The 14,287-nt window shown below is 41.4% G+C and carries 17 protein-coding genes and 2 pseudogenes; 4 read left to right on the plus strand and 15 right to left on the minus strand.

Annotation, left to right across the window (positions count from 1 at the left end; all coding sequences use genetic code 11):
- Positions 1–52 precede the first annotated feature (52 nt).
- Both AB1K80_RS12650 and AB1K80_RS12655 read left to right on the plus strand, forming a co-directional pair.
- Positions 53–334: a hypothetical protein gene (locus AB1K80_RS12650; RefSeq protein WP_412856983.1), complete on the plus strand. Its 282-nt coding sequence runs from the start codon at positions 53–55 to the stop codon at positions 332–334.
- Positions 335–360: 26 nt separating this feature from the next.
- Positions 361–1,179, plus strand: a complete 819-nt coding sequence (locus AB1K80_RS12655) for a membrane protein insertase YidC (RefSeq protein WP_412856984.1) — start codon at positions 361–363, stop codon at positions 1,177–1,179.
- A 144-nt stretch (positions 1,180–1,323) separates the two neighbouring features.
- On the opposite strand, the gene AB1K80_RS12660 is transcribed toward AB1K80_RS12655, so the two are convergent.
- Genes AB1K80_RS12660 through mce form a run of 4 tightly spaced genes read right to left on the minus strand, consistent with a single transcriptional unit; the run spans position 1,324 to position 4,820 of the window.
- Positions 1,324–1,788, minus strand: a complete 465-nt coding sequence (locus AB1K80_RS12660; protein ID WP_412856986.1) for a chemotaxis protein CheW — start codon at positions 1,786–1,788, stop codon at positions 1,324–1,326.
- A gap of 14 nt (positions 1,789–1,802) precedes the next feature.
- Positions 1,803–2,924 carry a tripeptidase T gene (locus AB1K80_RS12665; RefSeq protein ID WP_412856987.1) on the minus strand — a complete coding sequence of 374 codons (1,122 nt, stop codon included), beginning with the start codon at positions 2,922–2,924 and terminating at the stop codon, positions 1,803–1,805.
- A 16-nt stretch (positions 2,925–2,940) separates the two neighbouring features.
- Positions 2,941–4,410, minus strand: a complete 1,470-nt coding sequence (locus tag AB1K80_RS12670) for an acyl-CoA carboxylase subunit beta (protein ID WP_412856989.1) — start codon at positions 4,408–4,410, stop codon at positions 2,941–2,943.
- A complete protein-coding gene (gene mce / locus AB1K80_RS12675; protein ID WP_412856991.1) occupies positions 4,407–4,820 on the minus strand; it encodes a methylmalonyl-CoA epimerase in 414 nt (137 codons plus the stop codon). Before mce ends, AB1K80_RS12670 begins: the two co-directional genes overlap by 4 nt.
- Before the next feature lie 101 nt (positions 4,821–4,921).
- Here mce and prli42 point away from each other — a divergent pair, with 101 nt between their 5' ends.
- A complete protein-coding gene (prli42, locus tag AB1K80_RS12680) occupies positions 4,922–5,014 on the plus strand; it encodes a stressosome-associated protein Prli42 (protein WP_149865350.1) in 93 nt (30 codons plus the stop codon).
- A gap of 35 nt (positions 5,015–5,049) precedes the next feature.
- Here prli42 and AB1K80_RS12685 read toward each other — a convergent pair whose 3' ends face one another.
- The 6 genes from AB1K80_RS12685 to AB1K80_RS12710 form a co-directional block, all read right to left on the minus strand.
- Complete coding sequence (locus AB1K80_RS12685; protein ID WP_412856993.1) at positions 5,050–5,562, minus strand: L,D-transpeptidase; 513 nt, start codon at positions 5,560–5,562, stop codon at positions 5,050–5,052.
- A gap of 53 nt (positions 5,563–5,615) precedes the next feature.
- Positions 5,616–6,569 (minus strand): aromatic acid exporter family protein, encoded by a 954-nt coding sequence (locus tag AB1K80_RS12690; RefSeq protein WP_412856994.1) that lies wholly within the window; start codon positions 6,567–6,569, stop codon positions 5,616–5,618.
- Between the two features lie 118 nt (positions 6,570–6,687).
- Entirely contained in the window at positions 6,688–7,410 is a 723-nt protein-coding gene (locus AB1K80_RS12695) for an amino acid ABC transporter ATP-binding protein (protein WP_412856995.1), read from the minus strand.
- On the minus strand, positions 7,403–8,056 hold the full coding sequence (locus AB1K80_RS12700) for an amino acid ABC transporter permease (protein WP_412856996.1): 654 nt from the start codon (positions 8,054–8,056) through the stop codon (positions 7,403–7,405). Before AB1K80_RS12700 ends, AB1K80_RS12695 begins: the two co-directional genes overlap by 8 nt.
- Positions 8,057–8,170: 114 nt before the next feature.
- On the minus strand, positions 8,171–8,938 hold the full coding sequence (locus tag AB1K80_RS12705) for a transporter substrate-binding domain-containing protein (RefSeq protein WP_412856998.1): 768 nt from the start codon (positions 8,936–8,938) through the stop codon (positions 8,171–8,173).
- A 199-nt stretch (positions 8,939–9,137) separates the two neighbouring features.
- Complete coding sequence (locus AB1K80_RS12710) at positions 9,138–9,575, minus strand: BrxA/BrxB family bacilliredoxin (RefSeq protein ID WP_412857000.1); 438 nt, start codon at positions 9,573–9,575, stop codon at positions 9,138–9,140.
- A 168-nt stretch (positions 9,576–9,743) separates the two neighbouring features.
- On the opposite strand from AB1K80_RS12710, the gene AB1K80_RS12715 reads away from it, so the two are divergent.
- Positions 9,744–10,637: a YegS/Rv2252/BmrU family lipid kinase gene (locus AB1K80_RS12715; protein WP_412857001.1), complete on the plus strand. Its 894-nt coding sequence runs from the start codon at positions 9,744–9,746 to the stop codon at positions 10,635–10,637.
- 12 nt (positions 10,638–10,649) lie between these two features.
- Here AB1K80_RS12715 and AB1K80_RS12720 read toward each other — a convergent pair whose 3' ends face one another.
- The 5 genes and pseudogenes from AB1K80_RS12720 to AB1K80_RS12740 form a co-directional block, all read right to left on the minus strand.
- Entirely contained in the window at positions 10,650–10,943 is a 294-nt protein-coding gene (locus tag AB1K80_RS12720) for a YesK family protein (protein WP_412857002.1), read from the minus strand.
- Between the two features lie 71 nt (positions 10,944–11,014).
- Positions 11,015–11,953 (minus strand): annotated as a pseudogene (locus AB1K80_RS12725) (dihydrolipoamide acetyltransferase family protein); the annotation flags it as partial.
- Between the two features lie 147 nt (positions 11,954–12,100).
- Positions 12,101–12,271, minus strand: a pseudogene (locus AB1K80_RS12730) (biotin/lipoyl-containing protein); the annotation flags it as partial.
- 18 nt (positions 12,272–12,289) lie between these two features.
- Positions 12,290–13,273, minus strand: coding sequence for an alpha-ketoacid dehydrogenase subunit beta (locus AB1K80_RS12735; protein WP_412857004.1), 984 nt, complete (start codon positions 13,271–13,273; stop codon positions 12,290–12,292).
- A gap of 12 nt (positions 13,274–13,285) precedes the next feature.
- The gene (locus tag AB1K80_RS12740) at positions 13,286–14,278 is read right to left on the minus strand and encodes a thiamine pyrophosphate-dependent dehydrogenase E1 component subunit alpha (protein WP_412857005.1); all 993 of its coding nucleotides are present in this window, start codon (positions 14,276–14,278) and stop codon (positions 13,286–13,288) included.
- Positions 14,279–14,287 lie beyond the last annotated feature (9 nt).

Here is a 14,287-nt window from a genome sequence, read left to right on the forward strand (position 1 = left end):
ACTTTTCATTAGGTGTATAGTACACTGTGAGTAATGAATGGATGTGATCATCATGTTTATTGATACATTCAACGAAGTCTTTTTCCTTGTTGAATTCTTTACGATTATTCTACCCGCGTTAACAGCCATCGGTGTTGCATTCTTATTAAAAGATTGCCGATTGCACGAGCACCTCGGTGGACAGCATGTAGAAGAACTAAACGCATCTTTATCAAACCGAACAAACTTTCTATTTATCATATATAATCGCATTACAACATGGATTAGTAAAGTCATTCGAATCAAAAGATCATCAAATGATGATGAAGATCATTCGCTTCCTCTCTTTTTTTAAATTGTTCATAAAGAGGAGGAAACGAATTGAAACGAGGATTTACTACCATTGTGACTTTATTTTTAATGTTGATGGCTTCACCTGCATATGCTGCAACTGCACCATCAAATACAACTGCTGATGGATTTTTCCATCATTTTTTTGTACAGCCTTTTTCCGAGTTGATCATTTGGCTTGCGAATTTCTTTCATGATGACTATGGATTATCTATTATGTTTGTGACATTGATGGTTCGCCTGCTTATTTTCCCGCTTTTTGCGAATCAATTTAAGAAGCAAAAACAAATGCAGGAAAAAATGACACGCATCAAGCCACAAATTGACCAAATCCAGAGCAAATTAAAAAAGACGAAAGAACCCGAAAAGCAAAAAGAATTGCAAATGGAAATGATAAACGTATACAAAGAGAATCATGTCAATCCACTTGCAATGGGTTGTCTACCGATGCTCATTCAACTGCCAATTATATTAGGCTTTTACTCTGCTATTCGCTCAACACCTGAAATTGCGTCACATTCGTTTTTATGGTTTAACCTTGGACAAACCGACCTTCTAGTGGCGATCTTTGCGGGTGCAATGTATTTCCTACAATTTTACGTGACCCAAAGGTTCGCAAAGCAATCAGGTACACAAACAGAAAGTGCCTTAAAACAAGCGAGTATAATGGGGATGATCTTTCCGGTCATGATGTTCTTTCTCTCATTGAATACACCGGCGGCTCTTCCTTTATATTGGATGACAAGTGGGTTTTTACTCACAGTTCAAACCATCATCTTAAATTTGATGCACCAAAAAACAAAAACGAAAGCGGCCACAGACGAACAAGTAAAGCCTGCTGCTGAATAAAGAATCAGCCCCCTTTGACCAGACAAGGGGGCTTTATTGTCTACATAAACATGTAAGGCTTCAATCGACGTCAAAGAAGACAAAGAGCTAAAATCAAATGCATTTTAGCTCTTTGTCGTTCCTACAGATAGGAGGATCATATGATTACGCCAATTCTTCTTTCATTCGTTGTGGAATTTCATCCAAGTTCTCGATTTTCCCAAGAAACTTCATTGGATCCACTTGTAGAATCATTTTGTCTCCTTTTTCAATGACCCCATAGAAATAATCGGACGCTTTTGTGTTCATATGAAACGGTCTAATCTCGTTCATGTCGATATCAATGATATCTTTTGCATCTGACACTAGGCAACCGATCATTTGGTTGTCTAGTTCAAATAGTAGAACTTTGGACTGCTCGGTGACATCAAGTGGTTGACCGTGAAGCATCATTCCTGTGTCACTGACTGGAATGACTTCCCCTCTTAATGACATCAGCCCTTTAATCTCTTGTGGAAGGTTTGACACCTCTTGTAAATAAGGAACCTTTTCAATTGAGCGAATAAATTCGACACTGATGCCAAAATCCTCTTGTCCCACTTGGAATATAATGATTTTTTGTGTGCTCACAGTTTCCCCTACCTTTACGATGGATTTGTCGTCTCTTCTATAATAGCGAGAACCATTTCAGCTGTTTTCACGAGCTCTTCAATTGGCATTTTCTCATTTTTTGTATGAATTTCTTCATATCCAACTGCAAGGTTAACGGTCGGAATGCCGTTTCCAGCAATGACGTTGGCATCACTGCCTCCCCCGCTTGTTTGTAATTCAGAAGGACGGCCAATTCTAGTAGCCGCTTTTTTGGCTACTTCCACAACATGATCGCCGTGGGAAAATTTAAAGCCAGGATACATGATGTCAATTTCTACATCGGCACTTCCGCCCATTTCTTTAGCCGTTTTTTCAAAGGCTTCTTTCATTTTCGCTACTTGCGCTTCCATTTTTGCAGGTTCTAATGAACGGGCTTCAGCTAAAATATCTACTTGATCACAGACAATATTTGTTTGTGATCCCCCTTCAAAACGGCCAATATTCGCTGTTGTTTCCTCATCAATACGGCCTAGCGGCATGCTTGAGATTGCTTTCGCTGCAATCGTGATGGCAGAAACGCCCTTTTCAGGTGCAACACCTGCGTGCGCTGTTTTGCCGTAAATGGTTGCGCGTACTTTTGCTTGTGTTGGTGCAGCAACGATAATCGTACCGACTTGACCATCTGAATCTAATGCATAACCGTATGTAGCTGTCATACTTTTTGGATCTAACGCTTTAGCACCGACAAGTCCTGATTCCTCACCTGCTGTAATGACAAATTCAATCGTTCCATGCGGCAGTTGCTTCTCTTTCAGTACCCGAATGGCTTCAAACATTGCGGCAAGGCCTGCTTTATCATCCGCTCCAAGAATGGTCGTTCCATCTGTTTTGACATAGCCGTTTTCAACTACTGGCTTCACACCATTCCCTGGAACGACAGTATCCATATGTGAGGTGAAATAGATCGTATCAACTTCTTGATTGCCTTTTAGTGTGCAGATAAGGTTTCCTGCACCGTGCCCCGTTACCGCTTTTGAATCGTCTTCAACCACTTGAAGTCCTAGCTGCGTGAATTTTTCTTTTAATACTTCTACAATTTTTTCTTCATGTTTTGTTTCAGAATCGATTTGTACCAATTCTAAAAATTCATCTAATAAACGTTTTTCGTTGATCATCATCATGCTCCTCCTCTTATAGTGGCATGTTCCCATGCTTTTTTAATGGTCTATCTTCTTGTTTATTGCGTAGCAGGTCAAAAGAATGAATCAATCTGTCTCTTGTTTCAGCGGGCGTTAAAATATCGTCTATCAGCCCTGATTGAGCGGCTTTCATTACATTTGGCTCTTCGCTCTCTACACGCATATCAGGATGGACAATTTCAGCTGCGAATGCTTTGCCCATGACATCAATTTCTGCTTCTGGCCACGCATAGACAAAATCAGCTCCTAAGCCTTTACTATTCATGGCGACATATGCACCCCCGAAGGCTTTTCTTAAAATGACCGTGATTTTGGGAACGGTTGCTTCAGCATATGCATATAGCAGCTTCGCTCCGTGGCGGATGATCCCCGCATGTTCTGCCTTCTCCCCTGGTAAAAAACCAGGAACGTCAACAAGGGTTAGGATGGGGATATGGAACGCATCACAAAAACGAATAAACCTTGCCGCTTTATCCGCTGCGTCAAGATCAAGACTTCCTGCCAGCACTTTAGGTTGATTCGCCACAATTCCAATGGAAGCGCCTTGTAATCTCGCAAAACCTGTGACAATATTTTTTGAGAAACAAGCTTGCGTTTCAAAAAATGAGCCGGAATCAGTGATTGCCTTCACCATTTGTTTGACATCATAGGTGCGTGAGGCATCCTTTGGCATGATTGTAGCTGGATCGATGGCATCGTGATGAACGGATGCGGTCACACGAGTTTCAGCCGTTTGTTTTGTTGGTATGTACGTTAAAAGGGTGCGAACAGCTTTTAACACATCTTTCTCATCTTTTCCGGTATAGTGTACGTTTCCGCTTGTCTGATGCTGAACAGATGCACCTCCAAGCCGCTCAGGACAAACCGATTCTCCTGTTGCCTTTTCTATGACTTTAGGACCTGTGAGAAACATGTGAGCCGTTTGCTCAGTCATGAATACAAAATCGGTCAACGCAGGAGAGTAGACAGCACCACCTGCACATGAGCCTAAAATAACGGATATTTGCGGGATTTGACCAGAGTACAGTACGTTCCGTTTAAAAATCTGACCGTAGCCTTCTAATGATAACACACCCTCTTGAATTCTCGCACCACCGGAGTCTTTTAGACCGATGATAGGCATGTCATTTCTAGCTGCAAGATCCATTAATGAGATAATTTTTTTAGCATGCATGTCACCTAATGATCCGCCATATACCGTTGCATCTTGGGCATATACACAGACTGGTCTTCCGCCGATGAGACCGGTTCCAATCTTGACACCATCACCGAGATGCTGCGAACAATGCCCTTTTGCAAACGCCTGAATTTCTTTAAAACTCCCTTCGTCTAACAATTCATTGAGTCGTTCGCTTAGAGTAAGCTTGCCTTTGTTTTGATGAGCCTTTCGCCTCTTTTCTCCACCGCCTAAAGCAGCTTGTCTTCGCCATTCATCCACGTCTATTGATTCGTTCATTGTCATATTCCCTCTCCTTTCAAGGGTTCGCACAATTCAACCAACACACCTGCGGTTTCCTTTGGAGAAATAAAAGCGATCCGTTTCCCAAAAGCCCCCATTTGTGCTGTTTTTTGCAACAGCTTTATGTTTAGACGATCAAGATGAGAAAGATCATGTGATATCTCTTCTGTCTTTAATGCAATATGATGGAGACCCTCGCCTCTTTTGGTCAAAAAGGTATGTAATTTGCTTTGTTCTGACAGCGGTTCAATCAATTCAATGTGCACGTCGCCTAGCTTAGCGAAGGACACCTTGACCTCTTGCGTAGGGATTTCTTTTATGGCTGAAAATTGCCACTGAAACAGGTGCTGTAGCGTTTGACTAGTTTCTTTAATAGAAAAAACTGCGATGGCGATATGATCGATTTGGTTCATCCATTCACTTCCTTTGTTAATTACTTGTCCAGTCGAACAAAACCATATAAAATGAAGGAAAGTGCGCTTGTCGCAAAAATCTTCGGTATTAGGGGTGCGATATGTCTCAGAAATTTATGAAATTCATGGTCTTGCTCATGATTAGCTTGCTGTTAATCTCTTCACTTTTAGCAGGAGCGGCCACGTTCTTATAATGCACATTTGAAAAAGGAGACAAGCAGGCGATTTCTTACTCAAGAATGGCCTGTTTGTCTTTGGCAAGCTTTTCAAACGACTCGTTTGATGTGGTAATCCACACTCTTGTTCCAATCTGTATTTGATCAAATAACGTTTCAACATCTTGATTATGAAGTCTCACACAGCCTGCTGTGATAAATTTTCCAATCGAGGTTTCGTCACTTGTTCCATGAATCCCATAAGTTCTCCCATCTGTCCCCCGAGCATCAAACCCCATCCACCTCCGGCCAAGAGGGTTGTTCTTTGCTCCACCTTCGATATTCTTTTTTCGATAGAAAGGATCTTTTGCTTTGATCATAATGGTAAATTCACCTTCTGGGGTCAATTCAGCCGACTTCCCTGTCGATGCAGGATACACTGCTTGTATTTTGCCTTGATTGATATAAGCGAGCTCATTCGTCTGCTTATTGATGATCACAAATGGATCCCCTGGAAGCGGATTTTGTCCGAGTGGCCAAATGGGCGAAAGAGACATTGTCAATATCGTTAAAAATAAAAGACGCATCGGCTCCTCCTTTTTTCATTAGATTGACCAATGAAGGAGAAACTCATGCGTCTCTATTCTTTCATCCCTTTAAAATAGCTCTTCAATACTAAATATTGCTCCATTTCTCCGAGGAAATGAAAAAGTGCCGCTCTTGCCTCAAATTCTTCTCTTGTTTTCGGAAGCGGAAGGGCATCAAATTCTTTTTTCATATCAATGAGACGTCTTAAAAACTTATGCGCTGTGTTGCCTGGATGAATATGCTCGCGCAAGTCTCTGATGTACTCTGCAATGATTTGTCCGTGTTCTGTTGTAATGGAAATAGACGTGATTTTCGGAAGAACACGCTCGATGATTTCAAATTGTTTTTGTCTCATATTGAAATAGTGATAATACAAATTTTCATGTCTAAGAACATGGTTTTCAACATCACGGTACGCTAAGGCTTTCGCCTCTTTGATCAATTGATCTGTTTCCGGAATTTCTTTCCCTGTCCAATCTTGCTTCCCTGTGATTAAGTATTGCTCGATTTCTTCAAAAATCTTGGCGAAATTGGCTTCAATTTGTTCACTGTATCGTTTCAGCTTTTGATCGACGCTTGGCATGTATAGGTTCATGACGAGTGCGACACCGACACCAATCGTAATTAATAGAAGCTCGTTCCAAATCAATCCAAGCGTGATGCCACCAGACATATATAAGTGAAGGATGATCACAGAACTTGTGACAATCCCTTCTTTTACGCGCAGGAGAACGGTGGTAGGAATAAAGACAAGGAGCATCAAACCTATGACGAAAGGATGATAACCAATCAAATCGAAAAATAAATATGAAAACAAAATGGCTAGACTGCATGCAGCAAAACGAGCACCAGATGCTACGAGGGAGCGTTTCTTTGTCACTTGTATACAAAGAATCGTGATAATGCCCGCAGCTGAATAGTTCTCCAACCCAAGCATTTGTGCAATATAAATGGCGATGGCTGTTCCTAAAGCTGTTTTTAATGTTCTGTAGCCGATTTTAAACATGATGTGTTTCACTCTTTTCTGTCGTGTCTCGATTCATTTTTGTAAAGTGATGAACTTTTTTACTTTCCCCATGATCATCAAAAAAAGAAGAAGATGTTCAGTCTCCTTCTCTTTTTCTCTATAGTATTTTTTGTAAGAAGTCTTTTGCACGCTGTGAAGAAGGTGTTTCGAAGAATTGCACAGGGTTGGCATCTTCAACAATCTTCCCATCGTCCATAAAGATCACCCGGTCAGCTACTTCTTTTGCAAAGCCCATTTCATGTGTGACGATCATGAGCGTCATCCCTGATTGAGCCAGCTCTTTCATTACTTCTAATACTTCTTTGACCATTTCTGGATCAAGTGCAGATGTTGGTTCATCAAACAGCATCATTTCTGGTTTCATCGCTAGCGCACGTGCAATGGCTACACGCTGTTTTTGACCACCAGATAATCGGTTTGGATAATCATTTTTCTTTTCCAATAGCCCTACCTTTTTTAATAGGTCTTCAGCTTGTTTGATGCTCTCTTCCTTTGATTGCTTCTTCACATTCATAGGAGCATACGTGATATTTTCTAACACTGTTTTATGTGGGAACAAATGAAAGTGCTGAAACACCATGCCGATGTTTTCACGTACTTTTAAGGCATTTGTTTTTGGATTTGTGATGTCCGTATCTTTAATCGTAATGACACCTGACGTCGGCTTTTCTAGCAAATTGATGCAGCGAAGGAATGTCGATTTCCCTGAGCCCGATGGTCCAATGACTGCAACGACTTCTCCTTCGTGAATGGTGGTATCAATTCCTTTTAGTACATCATTTTTACCAAAAGACTTGGTCAGTTTCTCTATTTTAATCATTTGATTTTAACTTCCTTTCCACCGATTTGCCAACAAATGTGAGAACGAGCACGATCACATAATAGATCAGACCAGCAAAAATAAGTGGTTCAAGATAATTATACGTAACAGCACCTGCTTGATACGCTCGCCTCATCACATCGCCCAGTCCAATGACGGTTACAATGGCTGATTCTTTTGTCAGTGTAATTGTTTCGTTCACAAGCGCAGGTGAAATATTCTTAAATGCTTGCGGAAGCAATAAGTCCTTCATCATTTTAGCATAAGGGATTCCTAACGCAACTGCCGCTTCTTTCTGTCCTTTATCAATGGCATTGATACCGGCACGAATAATTTCTGATACGTATGCAGCAGAGTTCAATGAAAATGCTGCGACAGCCGCCCAGTATTGATCAATTTGAAAACCGAGTAATTGGGGCATTCCAAAATAGATAATCAAAAGCTGAAGCACGAGCGGTGTACCGCGGAAAATGGATGTATAAAAATCTGCGAACCAAATGAGAGGTTTAAAGACACTGATTTTGCATAACGTTAATAATATTCCAAGGATAAACCCAAGGATTAGAGACACGGCCACAATAGAAAGTGTGACCTGAAGCCCTTCTAAAATAAAGGGCATTTGAGGAATGACATTTTTAAAATCCATCTAAATTCTCCTTTTTTTGCCTTCATCTAAACGAAACAGGAAAAAAAGTTCAACAATACGTTGAACTTTTCAGCGTTTTCTTTTGTTCATTCATGACGCTGTCCTTTATCCGACTTACTTTTTATCATCAAACCATTTTTTGATTAACTTATCAAGTTCGCCATTTTCTTGCATTTCTTTTAATGATTTATTGAATTTCTCTGTTAAGTCGCTACCTTTTTTAAATGCAATGGCAGACCCTTTGTCTGTTGATCCAGCGATATCAAAAGCTTGAAAGTCTTTTTCTTTCTCTAAATATCCTGATGCTACCTTATCTTCAATAATCGCTGCATCGAAACGACCTGCTTTGATCTCTTGAATGAGGTCAGAGATTTTATTACGATCCTCTACTTTGAAGTTGTATGTCTTTTTCATTTCGTTCGCATCATCTTGTTGAATAGAACCTAATTGAACACCAACTGTTTTGTCTTTTAAATCTTTCTCCGTTTTAATTCCACTGTTTTTCTTTGTCACAATCAAGTTTTTAGCATTGTAATAAATGTCGGAGAAATCAACTTGCTTTTTACGTTTCTCATCTGGTGTCATTCCTGCAAGGACAATATCTGCTTTGTTTGTTTTCAGTGCTGTCACAAGGCTTGCAAAGTCCATATCTTGAATTTCTAGCTTGTAGCCGTTCTTTTCTGCAAGTGCTTTTGCAAGATCGACATCAAAGCCGACAATTTCATTTCCATCTTTTGATTCAAAAGGCGGGTAATCTGCTGAAGTCGCCATGACGAGTGTTTTGTCATCGCCTGATGCGTTTGAATTATTTGAAGAAGTTCCACAAGCTGCTAGTGCAACTGCTAAACCAGCTGTCATAAGTAATAATAACCACTTTTTCATATGATAATGCCTCCCAGTATTTTATATACAACGATTAGTTTGAATATTTATTCACTATAATGTATTTTAAACACTTTCTTTTTGATATGCAATAGTATTTTGCTAAAATTTTTTGATTCGATTGTCTGATAAAAAGAAAAAAACAGTCCGACTTAAGTAACCAGACTGTTTCTTTATGATTCAACGAAAGGAAGTTCTTTTACATTTCTTCACAATGTTCATCAAAAGCCGCTTGGAGCTTTGAGACAACTTCCATTGGTTCGTGTCCTTCAATTTCATGACGTTCCACCATTTTAATGATTTTCCCGTCCTTTAAAAGTGCAAATGATGGAGAGGATGGTGGATACCCTTCAAAGAATTCTCTCGCTCTAGCAGTTGCCTCTTTATCCTGTCCAGCAAATACCGTCAGTAATTGATCTGGGCGCTTGTCATAATGAACTGAGTAGCCGGCAGCCGGTCTTGCAATTCCCCCTGCACATCCGCATACGGAATTCACCATCACAAGTGCAGTTCCTTTTTTCGATAGCGCTTCATCCACTTCTTCAGCCGTTGTCAATTCAGTGTAGCCTGCTTGTTGTATTTCTTCTCTCGCTTGCTTCACAATATCATTCATAAATAAATTAAAATCAATATTCATCTCGACCACTCCTTCTACGTGCCTCACCAATTTTATTTCCATCATATCAAGGATTGCGCCAGCGGGCAAATGTGTTGTTTGATCATTCTCTTCTATTTTCTCACTCGTTTATGAGCTGTCCGTTTAGGGAAAAGTGATGAAGAAAGAGTAAAAAGGGAGAACTGTATGATGGCACATTTTAAAAAAGCGATGCTCATTTATAATGGGAACGCAGGACAAAAAAACATTGAAAAAATATTAGGTCAAACGGTACCAATCCTCTCTCCTCATATTGATGAACTGATTCTGAAGCCAACGAGAGAGCCTCAGGATGCCTATCATTTTTGCCGTATCATCGATGAAACGATTGAGCTGCTCATCATTTTAGGCGGGGATGGAACCGTTCATGAATGTATAAATGGAATTGGCGGCTTATCAAGGAGACCAGCTGTTGCGATATTACCTGGCGGAACATGTAATGACTTTTCTAGAACGCTTGGCATTCCACAGCAAATGCAAAAAGCAGCCCAAATGATTGTAGAGGGTGAGAAGAAAAAGGTCGACTTGATCAAAGCGGGAGATCGATACTTTTTAAACTTTTGGGGGATCGGACTCATTGCAGACACCTCTAATAATATCAACGACAAAGAGAAAGCGATACTCGGTAAAATCAGCTACTTCACGAGTGCCATTCGCACCCTGCAACAAGCAGATCCTTTTCGTGTCCATATTCAAACTGAAGAAGAAGAGTGGCAAGAAGAAGCCGTCATCGTCCTTGTAATCAATGGACAATTTATCGGTACGAATAAAATCAACTTACCAAATGCGGCAATTGATGATGGGAAGGTCGAAATCCTCATTTGTAGGCAAACGAGTTTCTCCGCTTTAAAAGAAATTCTTACTATGAATAGAGAAGAACTCGAAGATTTTACTGGTGATCTTTCACTCATACAAGCATCCCGTATTCAAATTCAGACGGACAAAGAGATGGATGCTGATACGGATGGAGAAGTTTATATGACAGCTCCGGCTAGCCTCAAGGTATTACAGCAACATGTCACCTTTATGGTTCCACCTGAATAAAAGCGCCCGATCTCATTTAGATTCGGGCGCTTTTTTAATATAACGTCTGTATAAATATTCAAGGGCATAACCAAGCAGGGTGCCGACTAGAAGTGAGGCACCCAAAAAGCTGTTTGCCACTCCTTTAAATCCACCTATGATCAGCAAGCAGTATGCCATTTGAATAATTGATACAATAATCATGATGTTCAATAACCTTTTAGGATGATTGCGTGTTGATGAGATATACCGAAGAAACGCGAAGGCAATTGCTGTCATAAACATAATTCCAATGGTTAAAAATGCAAAAAAGTCTAATCCAGACATTCATTCAAACTCCTTTCTCTTTCATCACGAAATCCCCCTCGACAAATTGCAGGGGGATCGGGTCATGTAGTTTAATAGACAGATGTCTGTTCATCGACCTCTTCAAGAATTTGTTTCACTCGTTGAAGGAATCGGCCACAGACAAGACCATCAAGAACCCTGTGGTCTAATGATAGGCAAAGATTCACCATATCCCGTGCCGCTATCATTCCATTTACAATCATCGGACGTTTCACAATGGATTCGACCTGTAAAATGGCCGCTTGTGGATAATTAATGATTCCCATCGATTGAACAGAACCAAATGATCCCGTATTGTTGACGGTGAAAGTACCGCCTTCCATATCACTTTGCTTCAGCTTGCCTTGACGGACTTTATCAGCTAGCTCATGAATATCTTTGGCAATCCCTTTGATTGTTTTTTCATCGGCATCTTTAATGACTGGGACAAACAATGCGTCATCTGTAGCGACCGCAATGGATATGTTGATCGCTTTCTTTTGAACAATTTTATCTCCAGCCCACATGCTGTTCATTTCCGGGAATTCCTTCAATGCTTGCGCTACTGCTTTCACAAAGAAAGCAAAGAATGTCAGATTATAGCCCTCTTTTGCTTTAAATTGATCCTTCAGCTGATTTCTTCGTGTCACAAGGTTTGTGACATCGACCTCCATCATGGTCCACGCATGCGGAATTTCATGTTTACTTCTCAACATATTCGCTGCAATCGCCTGTCTAATCGGTGTTACAGGTAACTCAACGTCTCCTGGCATTGATGACACGGATGGGGCAGCTTTTGCATTTGTTGGCTCCGGTTGTGATGTTTGAACGGTTGGTTCATCTACGAACACCGACTGTTCAGGAACACCCCCACTTTCGATCAGCGTAAGCAAATCTTTTCTTGTGATTCGTCCACCTGCTCCTGTCCCTTCAACAACTGACAAATCAATGTTGTGTTCATCTGCTAAACGAAGGACGGCTGGAGAGTAGCGTTTCTTTTGACTTTGATCTGTTTTTACTTTGTCATCCGTCTGCGCTTCTTTTTGAACAGATGCTGTTTGTTCTTCTGTCTGCTGCTTCTCGCTGCCCTCTACTTCAATTTCACAAAATACTTCTCCTACTTGAAGGGTATCCCCCTCCTCTGCCGACAGCTTTGTGATCGTCCCTGTAAAGGATGACGGAACCTCCGCATTTACTTTGTCTGTCATCACTTCTGCAATGGGATCGTATTTATTGACATGATCGCCAGGTGAAACGAGCCATTTGCTAATCGTTCCTTCTGTCACACTTTCACCCAGCTGAGGCATTTTCATTTGTTCAGTTGCCATTTGAAACCCTCCTCTTTCTTAAAACGCCGCTAGTTCTCTCATTTCAGCTTCTACTTTATCCGGGTTCACCATGAAAAATTTCTCCATTGTCGGTGCATAAGGCATGGCTGGTATATCGGGACCTGCTAGACGTCTAATAGGTGCGTCTAAATCAAATAAACAATGCTCCGAAATGATCGCTGCGACCTCACTCATGATGCTTCCTTCTTTTGTATCTTCCGTTAAAAGAAGAACTTTTCCGGTTTTCGATGCCGCTTTAATGATCGCTTCCTGATCCAGCGGATATACCGTTCTCAAATCGAGAATGTGTGCGGAAATGCCATCCTTCGCGAGGCGTTCTGCTGCTTGCAGCGCAAAGTGTACACACAGACCATATGTGATGACCGTGATATCGTCTCCTTCTCGCTTCACATCTGCTTTCCCGATCGGAAGTGTATAATCATCCTCTGGCACTTCTCCTTTGATCAGTCGGTATGCGCGCTTGTGTTCAAAGAATAATACAGGATCTGGATCCCGTACCGCTGCTTTTAACAGCCCTTTGACATCATAAGGAGTAGATGGCATGACGATTTTCAATCCTGGCTGATTGGCAAAAATCGCTTCGACTGATTGTGAATGATAAAGCGCTCCATGAACACCACCACCATATGGGGCACGAATGACCATCGGGCAGCTCCAGTCATTATTTGAACGGTAACGAATTTTAGCAGCCTCTGAAATGATTTGGTTCACAGCAGGCATAATGAAATCCGCAAATTGCATCTCTGCAATTGGTCGCATTCCATACATCGCTGCTCCAATGCCCACACCAGCAATTGCTGATTCAGCAAGTGGTGTATCCATCACACGCGCTTCTCCAAATTGCTCATAAAGACCCGCTGTCGCTTTAAATACGCCACCTTTTTTCCCGACATCCTCTCCAAGCACAAACACTTTCGGATCTCGTTCCATTTCCTCTTTCATCGCCAGTGTAATGGCGTCTATATATGACATAACAGGCATTTTTCTTCCCCCTTACTCCGCATAGACATAACGAAGCGCGCTTTCGGCATCGGCATATGCAGCGTTTTCCGCTTCATCAGTGGCTTCGTTTACGATTTGCATGATTTCTTTCGTGATCTCTTCTTTCATTTCAGCAGTCATCACGTTTCCTTCGATCAGGTATGTTTCATACTGAATCATCGGATCTTTCTTTCTCGCTTCTAGCACTTCTTCTTTTTCACGATAGCTTGAATCATCGTCATCACTCGAATGGGCAGTTAATCGGTAAGAAATCGTCTCAATCAAAGTTGGGCCTTCGCCTCTTGCCGCACGTTCTCTTGCTTCTTTCACTACTGCATACACTTCAAGCGGATCATTTCCATCGACTGTCACACCAGGCATGCCGTAACCAATCGCACGGTCGGAAATCCGTTCACATGCCACTTGTTTTTCATATGGAACGGAAATCGCATACTTGTTGTTCTCACACATGAAAATGACAGGCAGCTTATGGACAGCTGCAAAGTTGGCACCTTCATGGAAATCACCTTGGTTGGAAGAGCCCTCTCCAAATGTGACAAAGCTGACAAAGTTTTTCTGTTCTAAACGTCCACCCAGTGCAATCCCAACTGCATGAGGCACCTGCGTTGTGACAGGAGATGAACCTGTGACAATTCGGTTTGATTTTTGTCCAAAGTGCCCCGGCATTTGCCTTCCACCTGAATTCGGGTCGTCTTTTTTCGCAAACCCAGACATCATTAAATCTTTGGCGGTCATCCCAAATGCTAGAACAACCCCCATATCGCGGTAATAAGGTAGGACGTAATCTTCTTCTCTATTTAACGCAAAGGCAGCACCGACTTGCTGCGCTTCCTGTCCTTGACAAGAAATAACGAATGGGATTTTCCCAGAACGGTTTAAAAGCCACATCCGTTCATCAATTTTCCTTGCTAGTAGCATTGTTTTATATATATCAATGGCTTGCTCATCTGATAATCCTAATTCCTGATGACGCATGTTACCCATTATGTTTCC

Source organism: Bacillus sp. 179-C3.3 HS, from assembly GCF_047229225.1.
Lineage (GTDB): Bacteria > Bacillota > Bacilli > Bacillales > Bacillaceae > Bacillus.